At 67.4% G+C, this 17,480-nt stretch carries 14 protein-coding genes, 1 tRNA gene and 1 pseudogene; 7 read left to right on the top strand and 9 right to left on the bottom strand.

The features are described from left to right. The first annotated feature begins 67 nt into the window (after positions 1-67). Both G447_RS0102335 and G447_RS11895 read left to right on the top strand, forming a co-directional pair. Positions 68-1,531 (top strand): glycoside-pentoside-hexuronide (GPH):cation symporter, encoded by a 1,464-nt coding sequence (locus tag G447_RS0102335; RefSeq protein ID WP_026429893.1) that lies wholly within the window; start codon positions 68-70, stop codon positions 1,529-1,531. A 296-nt stretch (positions 1,532-1,827) separates the two neighbouring features. Further along, positions 1,828-2,022, top strand: a pseudogene (locus tag G447_RS11895) (transposase); the annotation flags it as partial. Between the two features lie 387 nt (positions 2,023-2,409). On the opposite strand, the gene G447_RS12760 reads toward G447_RS11895, so the two are convergent. The 7 genes from G447_RS12760 to G447_RS0102295 form a co-directional block, all read right to left on the bottom strand. Further along, positions 2,410-2,535, bottom strand: a complete 126-nt coding sequence (locus G447_RS12760; RefSeq protein ID WP_279378375.1) for a hypothetical protein — start codon at positions 2,533-2,535, stop codon at positions 2,410-2,412. Between the two features lie 700 nt (positions 2,536-3,235). Then, complete coding sequence (locus G447_RS11890; protein ID WP_081697835.1) at positions 3,236-4,339, bottom strand: AAA family ATPase; 1,104 nt, start codon at positions 4,337-4,339, stop codon at positions 3,236-3,238. Next, positions 4,311-4,607 carry an AAA family ATPase gene (locus G447_RS12845; protein WP_081697834.1) on the bottom strand — a complete coding sequence of 99 codons (297 nt, stop codon included), beginning with the start codon at positions 4,605-4,607 and terminating at the stop codon, positions 4,311-4,313. The genes G447_RS11890 and G447_RS12845 overlap by 29 nt, the downstream gene beginning before the upstream one ends. 146 nt (positions 4,608-4,753) lie before the next feature. After that, positions 4,754-7,483, bottom strand: a complete 2,730-nt coding sequence (valS, locus tag G447_RS0102310; RefSeq protein ID WP_026429890.1) for a valine--tRNA ligase — start codon at positions 7,481-7,483, stop codon at positions 4,754-4,756. 348 nt (positions 7,484-7,831) lie between these two features. Further along, positions 7,832-9,193 (bottom strand): Na+/H+ antiporter family protein, encoded by a 1,362-nt coding sequence (locus G447_RS0102305; RefSeq protein ID WP_005871602.1) that lies wholly within the window; start codon positions 9,191-9,193, stop codon positions 7,832-7,834. Positions 9,194-9,325: 132 nt separating this feature from the next. Further along, positions 9,326-10,132, bottom strand: a complete 807-nt coding sequence (gene proC / locus G447_RS0102300; RefSeq protein WP_005871606.1) for a pyrroline-5-carboxylate reductase — start codon at positions 10,130-10,132, stop codon at positions 9,326-9,328. 233 nt (positions 10,133-10,365) lie between these two features. After that, positions 10,366-10,935 (bottom strand): PPA1309 family protein, encoded by a 570-nt coding sequence (locus tag G447_RS0102295; RefSeq protein ID WP_026429889.1) that lies wholly within the window; start codon positions 10,933-10,935, stop codon positions 10,366-10,368. A gap of 100 nt (positions 10,936-11,035) precedes the next feature. Here G447_RS0102295 and G447_RS0102290 point away from each other — a divergent pair, with 100 nt between their 5' ends. The 4 genes from G447_RS0102290 (at position 11,036) to G447_RS0102275 (ending at position 16,068) form a co-directional block, all read left to right on the top strand. After that, positions 11,036-14,089, top strand: coding sequence for a UPF0182 family membrane protein (locus G447_RS0102290; RefSeq protein WP_424141088.1), 3,054 nt, complete (start codon positions 11,036-11,038; stop codon positions 14,087-14,089). A gap of 152 nt (positions 14,090-14,241) precedes the next feature. Further along, entirely contained in the window at positions 14,242-15,027 is a 786-nt protein-coding gene (locus G447_RS0102285; RefSeq protein ID WP_026429887.1) for a hypothetical protein, read from the top strand. 167 nt (positions 15,028-15,194) lie between these two features. Further along, positions 15,195-15,271, top strand: a tRNA-Met gene (locus G447_RS0102280). A gap of 236 nt (positions 15,272-15,507) precedes the next feature. Next, positions 15,508-16,068 (top strand): pyroglutamyl-peptidase I, encoded by a 561-nt coding sequence (locus tag G447_RS0102275; protein ID WP_005871607.1) that lies wholly within the window; start codon positions 15,508-15,510, stop codon positions 16,066-16,068. Between the two features lie 72 nt (positions 16,069-16,140). Here the strand turns inward: G447_RS0102275 and G447_RS0102270 are convergent, their stop codons facing one another. Both G447_RS0102270 and G447_RS0102265 read right to left on the bottom strand, forming a co-directional pair. Further along, positions 16,141-16,833 (bottom strand): MgtC/SapB family protein, encoded by a 693-nt coding sequence (locus tag G447_RS0102270; protein ID WP_026429886.1) that lies wholly within the window; start codon positions 16,831-16,833, stop codon positions 16,141-16,143. Beyond that, on the bottom strand, positions 16,830-17,081 hold the full coding sequence (locus tag G447_RS0102265; RefSeq protein ID WP_026429885.1) for a hypothetical protein: 252 nt from the start codon (positions 17,079-17,081) through the stop codon (positions 16,830-16,832). Before G447_RS0102265 ends, G447_RS0102270 begins: the two co-directional genes overlap by 4 nt. Before the next feature lie 159 nt (positions 17,082-17,240). Here G447_RS0102265 and G447_RS12840 point away from each other — a divergent pair. Beyond that, on the top strand, positions 17,241-17,480 hold a 240-nt coding region (locus G447_RS12840; RefSeq protein WP_481133056.1), incomplete at its 3' end, for a variant leucine-rich repeat-containing protein.

The raw sequence follows: 17,480 nt of genomic DNA, 5'->3' as shown, positions 1-17,480 counted from the left end.
ACATCTGTAGGTAAACTAGTATACTTCAGTGGGTAGGTGAGTTTCGCCGACTTCGAAGGAGAAGAACATGTCAACCGCACCGGACGGCTCCAGGATCCGCCCCCTCCTGGTCCAGAGGATCTGCTACGCCTTCGGCAACCTCGGACAGGCGGCGTTCTACAACGCGCTGTCCACCTACTTCGTGACGTACTACGCGGCGCAGACGCTCTTCGCCCAGTACGAGAGGGCGGAGGCCGAGGCGCTCATCGGTGTCATCACCGTGCTGGTCTTCGTCATCAGGATCGCTGAGATCTTCCTCGACCCCCTGCTCGGCAACCTCGTCGACAACACGACGACCCGGTTCGGGCGCTTCCATCCCTGGCAGGTCGTCGGGGGCGTGGTGTCGTCCGTGCTGCTCTTCGCGATCTTCACCGGACTGTTCGGCCTGGTCAACACCAACAAGATGGTGTTCATCGTTGTTTTCATCATTGTCTTCATTGTTCTTGACATTTTCTACTCACTTCGCGACATTTCTTACTGGGGGATGATCCCGGCGCTGTCGTCCTCGTCCCACGAGCGGGGGGTCTTCACGGCCCTCGGCACATTCACGGGTTCCATCGGGTACAACGGCGTCACCGCCATAGTGGTGCCCGTCGTCGCGTTCTTCAGCTCGGTCTTCGCCGGGGTCACGGGGGAGAGCCAAGCGGGGTGGACCGGGTTCGGGGCGTTGATAGCGGTACTGGGGATAACCACGTGCCTCGCTGTCGCGTTCGGGACGACCGAGCAGGACAGCCCCTTGCGCGCCCACGCCGCCGAGAGCTCCAACCCTGTGCAGGCTTTCGCCGCGATCGCGAAGAACGACCAGCTCCTGTGGGTGTCCTTGTCGTACGTCCTGTACTCCGTGGCCAATGTGGCGACCACCGGCTTCATGATCTACCTGTTCAAGTTCGTCCTCGAAATGCCGAACAGCTACTCGGTGGTGGGGCTCATCGCCTTCGGCATCGGCCTGGCGACCACGCCCCTCTACCCGTTCATCAACAAGCGCGTGCCCAGGCGCATCCTGTACCTGGCGGGCATGGCGTTCATGGCTGCGGCCTACGTCCTCTTCATCTTCTTCTCGAACAACGTCCTGGTCGTCTTCGCCGCCTTGGTCCTGTTCTACATCCCCTCGACCTTCATCCAGATGACCGCCATCCTCACCCTCACCGACTCGGTGGAGTACGGGCAGCTCAAGACGGGCCGGAGGAACGAGGCGGTGACCCTCTCCGTCCGCCCGATGCTCGACAAGATCGCGGGCGCGCTGTCGAACTCGATAGTCGGATTCGTCGCGATCGCCGCGGCCATGACCAACGACGCGGACCCGGCCTCGCTGACCGCGGCGAACATCACGACGTTCAAAACCGCGGCCTTCTACGTCCCCCTCGCGATCATCGTCGCCTCGGCCGCCGTGTTCGCGGTCAAGGTGACCCTCAGCGAGAAGAAGCACGCCGAGATCGTCGAGCAGCTGGAAACGTCGTTGGGAGGGGAAGAAGCGGACGCAGCAGAGAAGTGACTGGGCCTGCCCACGTGCCCGTCCCGCCCACGGGTCCGACGAGGCGAGAACCTTAGAAGCGGATACCGCAGGGGCGTGGCTGAGTCTCAGCGCCGCGGCCCCCGGTGACCGCCTGCTCTGAGTGTGACGGCGTCGGTGTAGGCAGTGAGTGGGGCCCAGCGCCGGCCCCCGGTGACCACCTGAATGGCAATGCGGTCACCGGGGCTCGGCGCGGCGATCGGGGCCGGGATCGGGCCGAACCCGCCTCCTGCGGGACTTCCTTCGCGGGGGAGTCCGGGAGTTCGAGTGGGGGAACCCGGCGTCGCACCGACTTCGTGGGTATCTTCCCCAACCGCCAGGCCGTCATCCGCCTGGTGGGAGCCGTCCTGGCCGAGCAAACCGACGAATGGGCCGAAGGCCGACGCCACCTCAGCCCGGGCGTCCTCGCCAAATCCCGACTCGCACCCCAACCCACCCTCCAGGAGGACACCACACTCACACTCACCGCATAACCCACCCGAAGGACACGAAACGATTACACCACTCCACTGGACTTGACCCGGACATCCTCGCCCACCACCCGCCACGCCCACAAGCGACCCCACCTGCGCCGTTAGATACGAAGAGCTATCTCTCGGGCAGACCGGGGACGGTAGCCCGGATTCTTGGTCATGCGGGACGACTTTCCGTCGAAGGTAGAAAGGTGTTCGATCAAAAGGTGCTCTCGGCGGGAGGAGTCGATGGGCATCACAACCAGCGCTTCCGGGTAGATGACGAATGCGATGGTGAGAGTGCTGCGGAATCCAAGAAAGCGTAGACCGGGACGAATGCTGGGCCGCGAAGATCCAGCAGCTGGCTGAAAGCGTGGTCGGAAATGACCAGGCGACGCGGCCGGGGAGTCACTTCAGGCCGAGGGTGGCTTCGAGCTCGTCGAGTGTGTGCCCGGACTCGGGGTGCGACTCGTGCGCCCTGATAGTGGGGGTGGCATCGTCGCGCAACCACTGTTCGATTCCTTCGCCGGACAAGCGTTCGCTGTGCTCCTGAGGACTTCGAGGTCGTCGGCGTAGAACTCGGAGGAAATCAGGACAGTGTGCCTTCGCATCACCCTAGGAGAGCCATGGGCGGACACGGGCAACGGCGTCCGCGAGTACCTTGTTCAAGGCGTTCCACGCTGGGAGGCGGGAGGGTGCGGAACCGTCGGCTGTGTCAAGTTCGGCAAGGATGCGTGCTCTTCGAACCGAGAACACTCCATTGGGTAGAAGCTTGCCATCGGGATCGTCGCGACTGAGGAGGCGACGGAGAAGATTCTTGGGGTCTCGGTAGGTTTCAAGTGTCTTCTCGGATACTGACGCCTCGCGCCGCAACCAGGCACGGCAATCCGGATCACCGAAAAGTGATGCCAGAGCCCAAGTCTCAGTCATTGTCACTGGTACTACGGGAACAACCGGGGTGATTGCGGCGTCTTGTACTGAATCCACGGCGCGCTTGATCTCCTCTTGGCGCGCCTGGAGGCCAGTATTGTCCGCGTCGCGATGGACGAAGACTAGGTCGTAGAGCCCCGCATCATTTGTCTGCAGTGCGAAGAGCTTCTCGCGGACTGAACCCCTCAAGTCGAGGCGCGCGCTGACCGAAGCGGGCTCGCGTGTCAAGCGGGTGAGCAGGAGTTCTAACACGTTGGTTAGTGCGGCATCCGAAGAGCCCTCGCACACGAGGCAGCAATGCCACTCATTCATCTTCGTCGCCGTTCCATTTGTCCGGGTTCTCAAGGAATGCCGCTATCTCGCCACGCGAGACGGGACGGGCTCCCGTGCTGTCCTCCGGTTTGGTCCTGGCCCTCCATGTGCCGGGGAGCGGGTGAAACCCGACGCTGCGCAGGACGCCCCCCTGGCCGTCGGGAATCGATTTGCCGACGGCGCACAGGATGTCATCGTTTTTCGTGGCTTGGACGAAATAGGGGGAATGAGTGTTGACAATGACCTGTCGGGCCGAGTGCTCCGTAGGGTCGGAAATCCCCCGCAGGAGCCTGTGCATGTCGACGATCTTGGAAGGATGGATACCGTTCTCGGGTTCTTCCATGCACAGCATTCCGAAATAGTCACGGGACACCTTCATCGCGGACAGGGCGAGGAAGCGAAGGGTGCCGTCGGAGAGCGATCTCGCGGGCAGCTCCGGCGTCGCCCCAATCTTGGCACGCAGTTCGAGTGTGTCACGGGATCGGTCTTGAACGACGCGCAGATGGCGTATGTCCACAAGTGCTCCGATTGCATCGCGAACGCGGTTCATGACGTTACTGCCATTCCCCTCTTGGAGTTCCTGACGGAACAAGGAGGACGGGATGTGGGCGCCGGTGGCGGAAATGGGCCGGGTCTCGACCATGTCATCAGGGGCGCGCATCGCGCTCGGTTCCAGGGCGACGAAGCGCCAGGACCTCATTTCAGTCTGTGCGGCCAGGATAGTCGGGTTCTCGGCCGACGCTGTCGCCGACAGCACAGTTCGTTGTGCGTTGTCCGCGGCGATCTTCCTGGGCCGGCCCCTGTTTCCGTTTCGGATCTGGATGATCGTGTTCCCGTTCTCCTCTGTGGTGGATAGCGGGGGCGATCTGTGAGCTCCGTGTACGAACCTCTTCACGTAGGTTGGCGACTCCGGGAAACGGAGATGGTCTTTCGGGTATTGGACCGGCGAAAGCCATTCATCGACCAGTCTCAATTGCAAGCCCGTCGAGAGGGGACCTCCCCGGCGGACGGCGAGTCGGACCTCGTAGCGCACGAATGTGCGTTCGGGCTCAACCTGTTGGTTGAACTCATCGGAGACGGGGGAGGGGAGGATCATTTCCGCTGCTAAACAGACGTTGTCGTGGCCTTGGACGACTCGGGTGGAGAAATAGGGAGGAGATGTCTGAGCGCTGCTGGGGCGTGGGCCTGATGAGCGTGCAGGCCTCGAGGAAGTTGTGGTCACTCAGCAGGGACAGGAACTCGATCGCATCGAACAAGTTCGACTTCCCCACCGAGTTCGGTCCCGCGATGCAGGTGAATGGTCCGAAGTCGACGGTGACATTCTCAAGGTTCTTGAATCCGGAGACTTCAAAACGGGTGAGCATGTCTATACCTTCAGCAGACGACACCAGAATCCAAGTAAACTGTATCACATTGCGCCCGGAATGTGACAGGTACGGATCCGGAACAAGGCCGTGCCCCGGGCCGCAGGGCCCGGGGCACACACCCGCCAATCAATGCGGCTACAGGCTCAGCCCTTCTTGCGCTTGGCCGGGGCCTCGCCCAGTTCGAAAGACTCGACCACGGCGTCGGTGGCCTCGGAGTCCTGGGACGCGGACACAGTCAGCGCGCCCACGGCCTTCGACGCGGCCTCCAGGTCGCCCTTGACGGACTCCAGGGCCCCCAGGGACGCGGCGGGCACCTCGAGCACCACCGACAGGAACGGGGTGCGCGGGGAGACCTTCGCCTCGGACTTCACGCGGCGCAGCGCGATCAGGGCGCCGGAGGCCGCGGCAAGCACAGACGGGTCCCCGGCGGCGGAGGCCAGGGGGGCGCCGGTCGGCCACGGCGCGGTATGCACCGAACCCTCCCGGTACCAGCTCCACACCTCCTCCGTCACGAACGGCAGGTAGGGGGCCAGCAGGCGCACCACCGTGTCGATCGCCAGGGCCAGGGCGGCGCGCGCAGACGCAGCCGACGCCTCGTCCCACGCGCCCTCGCGGTTGTAGGCGCGCTCCTTCACCAGCTCCAAGTAGTCGTCGCAGAACGTCCAGAAGAACGACTCCGTGACCTCCAGGGCGCGCGCGTGGTCGTAGGAGGCCAGGGCCCCGGTCGCCTCGGCGACCACCCCGGCCAGCTCCGCCAGCACGGAACGGTCCAGGTCCACCGTCACCAGAGCCGGATCCAGGTCCAGCCGGGCGCCCTCGCCGCCCATGGTGAGCGCGAACTTCGAGGCGTTGAGGACCTTGATCGCCAGGCGCCGCCCGATCTTCATCTGCTGCTCGTCGAAAGCGGCGTCCAGGCCCAGGCGCGCGGATGCCGCCCAGTAGCGCACCGCGTCCGACCCGTACTTCTCCAGCAAGCCCATCGGGGTCACCACATTGCCCTTGGACTTGCTCATCTTCTTGTGGTCGGCGTCCAGGATCCACCCCGACAGGCCCGTGTGGCGCCACGGCAGGGCCCCGAACTCCAAGTCGGCGCGCACCACCGAGGAGAACAACCACGTGCGGATGATGTCCTGGCCCTGGGGGCGCAGGTCCATCGGGTAGGTGCGGGCGAAGAGGTCGTCGTCGTGCAACCAGCCGCACGCCAACTGCGGCGACAGGGAGGACGTGGCCCACGTGTCCATGATGTCGAGCTCGCCCACGAAACCGCCCGGCTCGCCGCGCTGCTCCTCCGTGAAGCCCTCCGGCGCGTCCGTCGATGGGTCCACGGGCAGGCTGTCGTCGGAAGGCGTGATGACGGAGTCGTAGTCGACCTGGCCGTCCGCGCCCACCCGGTACCACAGCGGGAAGGGCACGCCGAAGAACCGCTGGCGCGACACCAGCCAGTCGCCCTTCAGGCCCCGCACCCAGTTCTCGTAGCGCACGCGCATGAAATCCGGGTGGAACTCCAGCTGGCGGCCCCGCTCCACCAGTTCGTCGTTGAGGTCGGCGCCCGAGGCGGGCCTCGTCCATGGGCGGCCGCCGTTGCGGATGTACCACTGGCGGGAGGTGACGATCTCCAAGGGCTTGTCGCCCTTCTCGAAGAAGTTCGTCTGGCGGACCGTCTTGGTGGGCTCGCCCTTGAGCTCGCCGCTGCCGCGCAGGCGCGCCACCACGGCCTCGCGGGCCGAGAACGTCGTCTTGCCCGAGATCTCGGCGAACGCCTCGCGGCCCGCCTCCGTGGTGATCCACTCGGGCGTATCGGCGACGAGGCGCCCGTCCTTGCGCAGGATCGCGCGCAGCGGCAGGCCCAGGTCGCGCCACCAGTCGATGTCCGTGGTGTCGCCGAAGGTGCAGCACATGGCGATGCCCGCGCCCTTGTCCTTCTCAGCGGCCGGGTGGGCCAGGACGGGCACCTCGACGCCGTAGACGGGGGAGGCCACCGTTGTGCCGAAGAGCGGCTTGTAGCGCTCGTCGTCCGGGTGGGCGATCAGCGCCACGCACGCGGCCAGCAGCTCCGGGCGGGTCGTCTCGATGCACACGTCGACGCCGTCCTCCACGGGGGCGCCCGCCCGGGCGGCCTCGGCCGCGGCCGACGCGTCCGTGAGGTGGAAGGCGATGCGGTGGTAGAAGCCCGGGTACTCGCGGGACTCCAACTCAGCCTGGGCGACCGCCGTCTGGAAGGTCACGTCCCACAGGCCCGGCGCCTCCGCCTGGTACGCCTCGCCGCGCGCCAGGTTGCGCAAGAACGCCGCCTGGGCGACCTTGCGGGCGCGCCGCCCGATCGTCTGGTAGTTCTGCTTCCAGTCCACGCTGAGCCCCAGGTAGCGCCACAGGGCCTCGAACTGGGCCTCGTCCTCGACAGTGAGGCGCTCGCACAGCTCCACGAAGTTGCGGCGTGAAATAGGCTTCTGGTCGCGGGCCTTGATGGACTTGCCCTCGCCGCCCACGTGCGGCGGCTCGAAGTCGGGGTCGTAGGGCAGTGTCGCGTCCACGCGGACCCCGAAGTAGTTCTGCACGCGCCTCTCCGTGGGCAGCCCGTTGTCGTCCCACCCCATCGGGTAGAACACGGCCCTGCCCCTCATACGCTGGAAGCGGGCGACGACATCGGTGTGCGTGTAGGAGAAGACGTGGCCGATGTGCAGTGAGCCGGACACCGTGGGGGGCGGGGTGTCGATCGAGTAGACCTGCTCGCGGGCGGCCGTGCGGTCGAAGGAGTAGGTCCCCTCGGCCTCCCAGGCCGAACCCCACTTGTGCTCCAGCCCCTCCGGCGCCGCGCGGTCGGGCACACGGGGGGCGCGGGCGGTGGCGGGCAGCTGATCGGGTCGATCTGCCATGTTCTGTTATCTCCATCCGAGTCGTGGACTAGTACCCGACAAGCGTACTTTCGGTACCGCGCCCGGTCCACCGGCCCCGCCCGGGGGAGCGTGAGTCTTCATCACACCCCCTCCGGGGAACCGGATAGCGGGGGTACGCACACAAGGGAGGTGATTTACGAAACGTCTTCCGCACACAACGGTGGGATCAAGCCGTTGTGTGCGTTACCGTGTTGCGTAATTCGGGCCGTTGTGTGCGACATGGGGCGCCGCGGGCCAGTGGTGCCACGGTGCTCGGCGGGGTCTGCCCGCGCGGGAGCGCACGGGCCGACCCCGCCGACTGCGGCCCCCGGCGCGGACCGGGGCGGGTCACAGGACCATCGCCGCGATCCAGCCGCCGACCAGCAGTGGAACGTTGTAGTGGAGGAACGTGGGGATCACCGTGTCTCGCATGTGGTCGTGCTGGCCATCGACGTTGAGACCGGTCGTCGGTCCCAGCGTCGAATCCGAAGCGGGCGAGCCCGCGTCGCCCAGCGCCCCCGCGGTGCCGATGATCGCCACCGTCGCAATGGGGGAGAAGCCCAGTGCCACGCACAGGGGCACGTAGATCGCCGAGATGATCGGCAACGTCGAGAAAGACGACCCGATGCCCATCGTGATGACCAGGCCGACCAGCAGCATCACGAACGCCGCCAGGGCTTTCGAGCCGGAGAACACAGCCGCCGTGCCGGTGACGAGGGGCTCGATCTGGCCGGACGCCTTCAAGACCGAGGCGTAGCCCTGCGCGGCGATCATGATGAGTCCGATCATCGCCATCATCTTCATGCCGGTGCTGAAGATGTCGTTCGCCTGCTGCCAGGGCACCACGCGCATCGACAGCATCACGCACAGGCCCACGATGGCCCCCATCAGCAGGGGATCCGCCTCGGACTCGACCAGCGTCAGCCACGTCTGGATCACGAAGCACAAGACGATGGCCGCCAGAGCGGCCCACACCCGTTTCATGTCGATGGGCTCCTCAGCCGGGCGCCCGAAGGAGTCACTGCGGTCCTCGTACTCGCGGCGCCCCCGGTACGAGAAGAGCAACGCGATCAGGCATCCCACCAGCATCGAGGCAGCCGGGATCGCCATAGCGGCCGTCGGGCTCACCCCGGACACGTCCAGGCCCGCCTCGATAATGTTCTTGTAGAGGATGTCGTGCAAGAAGATCCGCCCGAAGCCCACGGGCAGGAACATATACGTCGTGACGATGCCGAAGGTGATCGCGCAGGCCACGGCGCGGCGGTCCAGCCCGAGCCGGTTCATCACGCCGATGAGCGGCGGGATCAGCAGGGGGATGAAGGCGATGTGGATGGGGATGAGGTTCTGGCTCATGATGCCCATGGCGATCACCCCGCACAGGATCCCCCACTTGGCGCCGCGGGCGATCCTGGCCTGGTTGGACTCGTCGGCGTTCTTCATGCGGACGATGATCCAATTCGCCAGCAGCTGCGGCAGGCCCGAGTGGGCGACGGCCATGGCGAAGGCACCCAGAAGCGCGTAGGAGAGGGCGATCTTCGCGCCCCCGGCAAGACCCTCCTGGAAGGCGACCATCGTCGCCGACAAGCCCATGCCGGAGACCAGGCCGCCCACCAGTGAGGCGACGAACAATGAGATGACGACGTGCACGCGGGCGATTGAGAGGACCAGCATCACGAGCACGGAGACGACAACGGCGTTGAAGACCAACATGACTATTCCTGTGTTGGAAGGGGAGCGCAGTCGGACCGCCGGGTACGCGCGGATGAGGGAGCGGCGCGGCGGGTGCGCTGGGGTGGTGCCCGGCGGGCGCGCGGCCCGCGGGGGATGCCCGCCGGAGCGGGGTCAGCCGAGATGGGAGTCGGCGTGGATGGATGCGTCGACAGCGCCTACCAGCGAAGCCGACAAACCACCTTCCTCGGCGGCGAGCAATCCTGCGATTGTCGTGCCGCCGGGCGAGCACACCTGGTCGATGAGCTGGGCGGGCACGCGCCCCTCGGCCGATGCTGCGAGCACCAGGGAGGCAGAACCCGTCATCGCCTGCGCGACGACCCGCACGGCGATGTCCTTGGGGAGTCCGTGCTTGACTCCAGCACGGGCGAGGCTGTCGATGATCTGGAACAGCCACGCGGGCGAGCAACTGGCCAGGGACTGGAAAACTGGGAACAGTTTCTCGTCGATGACCACGGTGCGCCCCACCGCGTCCATCAGTCGGCGCACCGCGGTGACCTGGTCGTCGGTGGCTCCCACGGAGCACAGGGCGCTCATGGACTGCCCGATCTGCGCCGCGACGTTCGGCATGACGCGCACCAGGGGCACACACGCCCCGAAGTCCTCGAGGATCGTGTCCAGGGTGCGCCCCGCAGCCAGCGAGACGACGCACATCTCCGGGCGTTCGCGCACGATGTGGGCGATCTGCTCGATGACCTCGGGCTGAACGGCGGGTTTTACGCCCAGCACCAGCACGTCGACCTGGTGGGCCAGGGAGCCGTTGGAACGGGCGGTCGTGGCGCCCACCTCGTCGGCCAGGGCCTGGGCGTCCTGGGGCGTGCGGTTCGAAAGGACGAACTTGGAGGCGTCGAATCCGGCCGCAGCGGCCCCCCGGACGATGGCGCTCACCATCGCCCCGGTGCCGACGAAACCGAACTTCATTGCCGCTCCCAAGAAATCGTCAAAGAAATGGAATGCGCCTAGAGTACCCCGTCGGGCGCCCAGCGGGTGGGGATTTGGCCACGTGGTGAGACGGGCGGCCCCGCCAAGTGGCCCACGGGCCCGCGTCCCCCGGCCTGCTCCCGCGCTTGACGGTGGCGCAGACGACGCGGCGGCCCACGGGGCCCGGGCCCCTGGCCTGCTCCGGATCCCGCGGCCGACGAGGCGCCTGCGGCCTACGAGGCTCCCGCCTCGTCCGGCTCCAACGAGACGCGCAGCGCATCGACGAGGGCTGGGACCAGCACCGACCCCTGCCCCACCTTGTCATCGGAGTCGAAGGGACGCATGCGCAGCGCGCACCACGACTCCCCGCTGCGCAGGACGCCGACGGCTAGGCGCACCTCCGTGCGGGAGGGGTGGTTGGACACGAACTCGATCGCGGCCTCCGGATCCTTGGGCGCCTGGGCCTCCACCTCCGGGGGGACGACGACGCGCTCGACGGTCAGCGCGGCCCCCGCCACCTCGGGCGGCCACGCCAAGTGCCCCAGCACCTCCTCGAGGTCGTCGTCGGCCATGTCCTCCTGGACGACGGCCGACAGATGGTCGTCGCTGCCGTCCCAGCCCGACCGCAGGTGGGCGGCCACCTCGTCGGGCAGCAGGGGGTCGTCGAGCAGCCGCGCCGTGGGGACCAGCGCGTACAGCGTGGGCGCGTGGTCCCAGCCCGCGCGGGCAGCGCCCTTTTCGATGTCGACCACTACGTTGGCCAGCGCGACCTCGGGGGCCGTCGGGGTCATGGATCCGTTCATGGACCCATCGTCTCACGGACAGCGCAACTCCCGCCTCAGTCCCGATCGCACGGCACCGCTAGACTGGGCGGAGCTGCACATCAACAGAGAGGACAACGCCGTGAGCTCCTTCCCCTTCGCCCAAGGCGCCCGGCCCGAGCGCCGCCCCGCTTCACGGAGGTCCGCGCCCAGGGTCGGGCCCTTCGGGATCACCGTCGCCGCCCTCGTCGTCATCGCGGGCGTCGTCTACGCCGCCTCGATCGTGTGGACCGAGGTCCTGTGGTTCAACCAGATGCGGGCGACGCGGGTGCTCCTGACGCAGTGGGGCGCCCACATCGGGCTGTTCCTGGTGGGCTTCGGCGTGATGACGACCGTCGTGTACCTGTCGATGGCCCACGCCTACAAGCACCGCGAGGCATCGACGCGGGGGGAAGCCGCTGCGTCGCTGCGCGCCTACCAGAAGGCTCTCGCGCCGGTCCGCAAACTCGCGTTCTGGGGCGTCGCGCTGTTCTTCGGCTTCACCGCGGGGGTGCGCATGGCCGCGAACTGGCAGACCCTCCTGCAGTTCGTCAACGGCTCGTCCTTCGACCGCGTCGACCCCGAGTTCGGCCTCGACATCTCCTTCTTCGTCTTCACCCTGCCGGCCTTGAAGGTCCTAGTGTCCTTCCTGATGAGCGCCGCCGGGATCTGCCTGGTGGCGGGCCTGGTCGTCTCCTACCTCTACGGGACGGTCCGACTGGCCCCGCGCCCCCACGCTTCCAAGCCCGCCCGCCTGCAGGCGGGCATGCTGGCCGCCGCCGTCTCCCTGATGATCGGCGCGAACTACTGGCTGGGCCGCTACGAACTGCTCACCAGCACGAACTCCAGCATGAACATCGACGGGGCCATGTACTCCGACATCAACGCGACGCTGCCCGCGCATTCGATCCTCGCGGTGATCTCCGTGTTGGTCGCTGTCCTCTTCGTGGTCGCCGCCTACCGCGGGACGTGGCGCCTGCCCGGGTCGGGCATCGCTGTGACCGTGGTAGCCGCCCTGGTCCTGGGGATGGCCTACCCCGCGCTCATCCAGCAGTTCAGGGTGCGCCCCAACCAGCGCACCCTGGAGGCCCCTTACATCCAGCGCAACATCGACGCGACTCTGGAGGCTTACGGCCTGGACGACGTGGACTACCAGACCAACTACGACGCGGCGACGACCGCCTCGGCGGGGCAGTTCGATAACGACGCCCTCACCGGCCAGGTGCGCCTGCTCGACCCGAAGGTCATCACCAAGACCGTCCAGCAGCTTCAGCAGTCCCGCCTGTACTACGGCTTCAACTCGGGGATGAAGGTCGACCGCTACAACGTGGGCGGCGAGCGCCGCGACACCGTGGTCTCCGTGCGCGAGCTCAACCTGGCGGGACTGTCGGCCGAGCAGCAGACGTGGGTGAACCAGCACACCGTGTACACGCACGGGTACGGGGCGATTGCGGCCTACGGCAACCAGCTCACCAGCGACGGCCTGCCCTCCTACTGGGAGCAGTCCGTTCCCTCGGTCGGCGAGATGGGCGACTACGAGGAGCGCGTCTACTTCAGCCCCAACGCGCCCGACTACTCGATCGTCGGCGCACCCGAAGGAGCCGATCCCCAAGAGCTCGACTACCCGGACGACACTGCGGTCGGCGGCCAGGTCTCCACGACCTTCACCGGCAACGGCGGCCCCTCGGTGGGCAACGTGTGGAACAAGCTCCTCTACGCCATCAAGTTCGGCTCCACCGACTTGTTCTTCTCCTCGCAGACCAACGAGGCGTCCCAGATCCTCTACGACCGCGACCCCCTCCAGCGGGTGGCGAAGGTCGCCCCCTATCTGACCCTCGAGCAGTCCGCCTACCCGGCGGTGGTCGACATGGACGACGACGCCTCGACCCCCAAGCGCCTCGTGTGGGTGGTCGACGCGTACACGACGACCAACCAGTACCCGTACTCGCAGCACGAGTCCCTGTCCGACGCGACGGTGGACTCGCAGGCCACGCAGGTGGGGCAGTACGTCCAGGCCAATAAGATCAACTACATGCGCAACTCCGTCAAGGCTGTCGTCGACGCCTACGACGGCTCCGTGCGGCTGTTCCGCTGGGACGACAAGGACCCGGTCCTCAAGACCTGGGAGAAGATCTACCCGGGGACGGTCGAGCCCATCGCCAATGTCTCCGGCGACCTCATGAGCCACCTGCGCTACCCGGAGGACATGTTCAAGGTGCAGCGCAACCTGCTGGCCACCTACCACGTGACTGACGCGGCCGGCTTCTACGCGGGCGGTGACAGGTGGCGTCTGGCCGAGGAGACCTCCACCATTGGCGCCTCCCACGCCCAGGCCGCCGGTTCGCAGGCGCCCGCCTCGACCTCGTTGCAGCCGCCGTACTACCTCACCATGCAGATGCCGGGCCAGGAGAGCGCGGAGTTCTCGCTCACCAGCGTGTTCGTCCCCGGAGGCGGCGGCGAGGGGCGGCGCGAGGCGATGGCCGGCTTCTTGGCAGTCGATTCGGAGACGGGCTCCCAGCCGGGCGCGGTGCGCGAGGGCTACGGGAAACTCAGACTGCTGGCGCTGCCGTCGTCGACGACTGTGCCCGGCCCTGGGCAGGTGCAGAACAAGTACGACTCCGACGAGAAGATCGCCACGCAGCTCAACCTGCTCAACCAGGCCGACTCGACGGTTATCAGGGGCAACCTGCTGACGCTTCCCGTCGGCGGCGGCCTGCTCTACGTCCAGCCCGTCTACGTGCAGGGGACGGGCAGCGCCTCGTACCCGGTGCTCCGTTCGGTGCTCACAGCGTTCGGCGACAAGGTGGGCTTCGCGTCCACGTTGGAGGAATCGCTCAAGCAGCTGATCTCCGACGACGGGTCCTCAACGAGGCCGTCGCCGGGCGGCGGGGACGGCGGCGATGGATCGCAGTCCGGCGCTCAGTCCGGTTCCACGGCCCAGCCCCGCACGCCCACGGTGGCCCAGGCCCTCGCCGATGCCTCCGCGGCGATGCGGGACGCCGATTCGGCCTTGAAGAGGGGCGACTGGAGTGCCTACGGCGAGGCCCAGAACCGCTTGAAGGAGGCGTTGAACCGCGCTGAGGCCGCACAGGCCGCTGCGGGCACGCCCGCTCCGACCCCGAGTGCCGCTTCAACCGGCGGACAGCCCGGCTCCTAGAGCGGTGCACCGGCCTCGGTGGCCCCCGCCCAGTCAAGGCGGGGGCCACCGCCGTCGACGGGGCGGGGCAATGCGGTCCAAGCGGCAGCGGCTTGCTACTATGATGCAAAGCACATGCAGTGTTGAACCTTTAACTCAGTGGAAGGAGCACCATGACCGCTCCCCAAGGCCCGTACTCCGTGGATCTCAATTCCGGCGGGGCGCAGCAGTCGTCCATCCCCCCAGGGACGCCCTACCAGCCGGCCTCTCCCCAAGGGGGGCCCTACCAGTACGGACAGGCGGCGCCGGGCGCGCCCGTCCAGCAGGGCGCCCGCCCGGGCGCGTTCACCTCGCGTCGTGCGCGCGTGTGCGCGCGTGTGCTCCTCTGCCTGCAGTTCTGCTTCATCCTGAACCGCTTTATCCCGTGGGACTTCAGCTATCTCGAGTTGTACTATATTGCTCTCGTCAACTGGACCACTTGGTTCTGGACCGTGTTCAACGTCGTGATGATCGTTCTGGCCGCGACGTTCCTGGCGCGGCACGGCAGCGCCGCCCGCTACACCCTCGCCGGGTGCTTGCTCGTGGAGACCTTCGTCCTCGCTCCTGTGATCCAAACCCTCCTCGGAGAGGATTGGTACACCGGCTTCCTCCCCCCGCAGTTCGATTACGTCTTCTCCTCGTTGTATTGGCGCGCGATGGTGGTATGGGTGCTCTCTTGGATCGGTGTCGTCTGCGCGATCTGCCTGGCGGTTCCCGACGGGCGCCCCAGTGCCGCCATGCCGGCCTATGGCGCAATGGCGCCCTACGGCTCCCCCGGTGGGCAGTTCCCCCAGCCCGCGCAGGGCGGGTATCCAGTGTCGGCTCAGGGCCTTGACCAGTCCCCGGGCGGGGCCCAGTACACGGGCGGCCCGCAGAGCTCTGGCGCGCAGGGCTTCCAGTCCCCGGGCGGCGGCCAGTAGCCGCCGCGAACCTCTCAAGGGCCCCAGGAGTGACGGAAGCGCCAGTGCCCGCCGTGCCGAACGTGCCACCGCGCCCCGCTGGAGCAGTGCCCGCGCGCTGCTAGGACCCACATCACCGCGTTCAGTTTGTGCCCCCCGTACCGGTGCGCTAGACTCTACAGAGCCGACGCGGGGTGGAGCAGTTCGGTAGCTCGCCGGGCTCATAACCCGGAGGTCGCAGGTTCAAATCCTGTCCCCGCTACCAACCCAGAGGGCCCGGTCTCAACCGAGACCGGGCCCTTCCGCGCGCCCGGCTTGAACGGGGCAGGAACCCAGCCCCCCGCCCCATCCGGGCGCGGGACGAGGGAACGCCCACGATCCAGGTCCCGGTCCCTTGCGGGGGAGCGCTCGGCCGGAGCCGACCAGACCACCACCAGAGCCGCCGTCCGCGTGGCCGGTGCTGCGGGGGCTGCGCTGTCCAGGTCTTGGTAATGTGCCCCCATGGACGCGGATGTTCTCATCACAGGCTTCGAGCCCTTCGGCCCCCACGCCGTCAATCCCTCGCAACTCCTCATCGAGCGCCTCAGCGCCCGTCGGCCGCCACGGGTCACCACCGCCCTGCTGCCGGTGGGCTTCGAGGCGGGCCCCCGCCTCGTGCGGGTGCTCATCGAGCGGATCAGGCCGCGCGCGGTCCTCTGCGTCGGCCTCGCCGCGTCCCGTCGGCCCCTGTGCGTAGAGCGCGTCGCCGTCAACGAGCGCACGGGCACGGACAATGACGGACTGTCATGCGACCACGAGCCCGTCGATCCTTCCGGGCCTGACGGGCTATTCGCGTCGATCGACTGGAGGGCGCTCCTCGCTGGGTTGCGATCAGCGGGATTCGAGGCGGAGGAGTCCTGGAGCGCGGGCACCTTCGTGTGCAATTCCGTGTTCTACGCGGCGCTGACAGCCGCACGAGCCCATGGGGGTGCGGCGGGTTTCCTCCACATTCCGGCCGACACTGACACCGTGCGGCTCGCGGAGGCCCTCGACGCGTGGGCGGAGGGGACTGGGCGCGCCTGACCGGGGGTAGACCGGGGGCGGCGTGCAAGTTTCAGGGCGGGCACCCCCGGGCGCCGACTGCCCGGCGGGGCGTTACTCCTCGTCGTCCTCCACGACTTCGACGCCGAGCACCCCCTCCAGATCGACCAGTGAAGCGACCAGCGCCGACGTCGCCAGTGGCTGCGCGGTGGACACGACGAGACGGGCCACCGTGGGGCTGTCCTTACCGTCCGCGTGCGACGAGAGTCGGTGGACCTGCCAGCCGAGGGCGCCCACCTGCTGCAGGAGCTCGGCGACCATCCCGTGGCCGGGCCAGTAACGGACGGCGACCACTGTCTTGCTCCCCCGGGCGCGCTTCGTGATGCGCTGAATGACCGGGCTCATCACCAGGACGATCAGGAAGTGCAACGCGGTACCGGCGATCGCGAGCCACCACAGGCCCGCTCCGCACGCCATGCCTATCGCCGCGGTCTCCCAGATGGTGGCCGCCGTCGTCAGACCGCGGATCGCTCCGTGGCGCGTGAGGATGATGCCCGCCCCCAGGAAACCGATGCCGGACACGATCTGCGAGGCGACTCGGGACGGGTCGAAACGGGTGATGCCGTCGGTGAGGACGTCTTGGAAGCCGTACTTGGATACGAGGACCATGAGCGCCGCGGTGAGCCCCACGATCGCCTGCGTGCGGATGCCCGCGCTTTTGCCGCGGATCTGGCGCTCGAGCCCGATCAGGGTGGACAGTGCGAGCGCCAGTACCATCCACGCGATCTCAGTGAGGTAGGGGTTCACGAGGCGGGCGCCTCCTCGATCGTCCCGTCGCGCCCAGGCGCGTGGGGCTGGGTGAGGCGTCGCAGCAGGTACCCCATGGCTCCGACGACTCCGCCGACGAGCCACGTGGGGGCACCGGGTTGGACTGGTTCAACGACGAGTGCGAGCACGATCGTGGCGGGGATGATGGACAGGGCGAACCGGATGCTGGGATTGCGAAGGATCCGCGTCGTCGCTGGCGTCCGTGGTGCCGGGGCGGGTGCGTTCATCGCATTAGTTTAACGGAGCCCGGAAGGTTGGGCGGGTGCTGCGCAGGAACGGTGGGCGTTCACCGCAGCGGCGGGGAGGCTAGGATGGGGGTGGCTTCGGCGGTGCCGGTGCAGGCATGCGGCACAGCACCACCGGGGCGCGAAAGGAGTTACACGATCATGATCGATCCGTCGCGGCTGCAGGCCAGCGATATGGCGAACCCGGGCCTGACGGCCAATGACCTGGCGGTCATCGCCCAGGCCCGTCCGGACCTGCACCCGTTCGTCGTGCGGCACCCCTCCGTCTACCCCGCTCTGGTCGCGTGGATCCAGGCGCAGCATCCCGGTGGGCAGGTTCAGCCGGTTCAGGGTCAGTGGCAGCAGCCGGGTGGGCAGGTTCAGCCGGTTCAGGGTCAGTGG

The sequence above is a fragment of the Schaalia georgiae DSM 6843 genome (genome assembly GCF_000429245.1).
Classification (GTDB): Bacteria; Actinomycetota; Actinomycetes; order Actinomycetales; family Actinomycetaceae; genus Pauljensenia; species Pauljensenia georgiae.
This window is presented reverse-complemented; position numbering and strand designations above follow the sequence as displayed.

Excerpts from the sequence above, each read along its gene's own strand:
- G447_RS0102335 (WP_026429893.1), top strand. The coding sequence starts at position 68 with ATGTCAACCGCACCGGACGGCTCCAGGATCCGCCCCCTCCTGGTCCAG.
- G447_RS11890 (WP_081697835.1), bottom strand. The coding sequence starts at position 4,339 with ATGATCCTCCCCTCCCCCGTCTCCGATGAGTTCAACCAACAGGTTGAG.
- G447_RS12845 (WP_081697834.1), bottom strand. The coding sequence starts at position 4,607 with ATGCTCACCCGTTTTGAAGTCTCCGGATTCAAGAACCTTGAGAATGTC.
- valS (WP_026429890.1), bottom strand. The coding sequence starts at position 7,483 with ATGGCAGATCGACCCGATCAGCTGCCCGCCACCGCCCGCGCCCCCCGT.
- G447_RS0102305 (WP_005871602.1), bottom strand. The coding sequence starts at position 9,193 with ATGTTGGTCTTCAACGCCGTTGTCGTCTCCGTGCTCGTGATGCTGGTC.
- proC (WP_005871606.1), bottom strand. The coding sequence starts at position 10,132 with ATGAAGTTCGGTTTCGTCGGCACCGGGGCGATGGTGAGCGCCATCGTC.
- G447_RS0102295 (WP_026429889.1), bottom strand. The coding sequence starts at position 10,935 with ATGAACGGATCCATGACCCCGACGGCCCCCGAGGTCGCGCTGGCCAAC.
- G447_RS0102285 (WP_026429887.1), top strand. The coding sequence starts at position 14,242 with ATGACCGCTCCCCAAGGCCCGTACTCCGTGGATCTCAATTCCGGCGGG.
- G447_RS0102275 (WP_005871607.1), top strand. The coding sequence starts at position 15,508 with ATGGACGCGGATGTTCTCATCACAGGCTTCGAGCCCTTCGGCCCCCAC.
- G447_RS0102265 (WP_026429885.1), bottom strand. The coding sequence starts at position 17,081 with ATGAACGCACCCGCCCCGGCACCACGGACGCCAGCGACGACGCGGATC.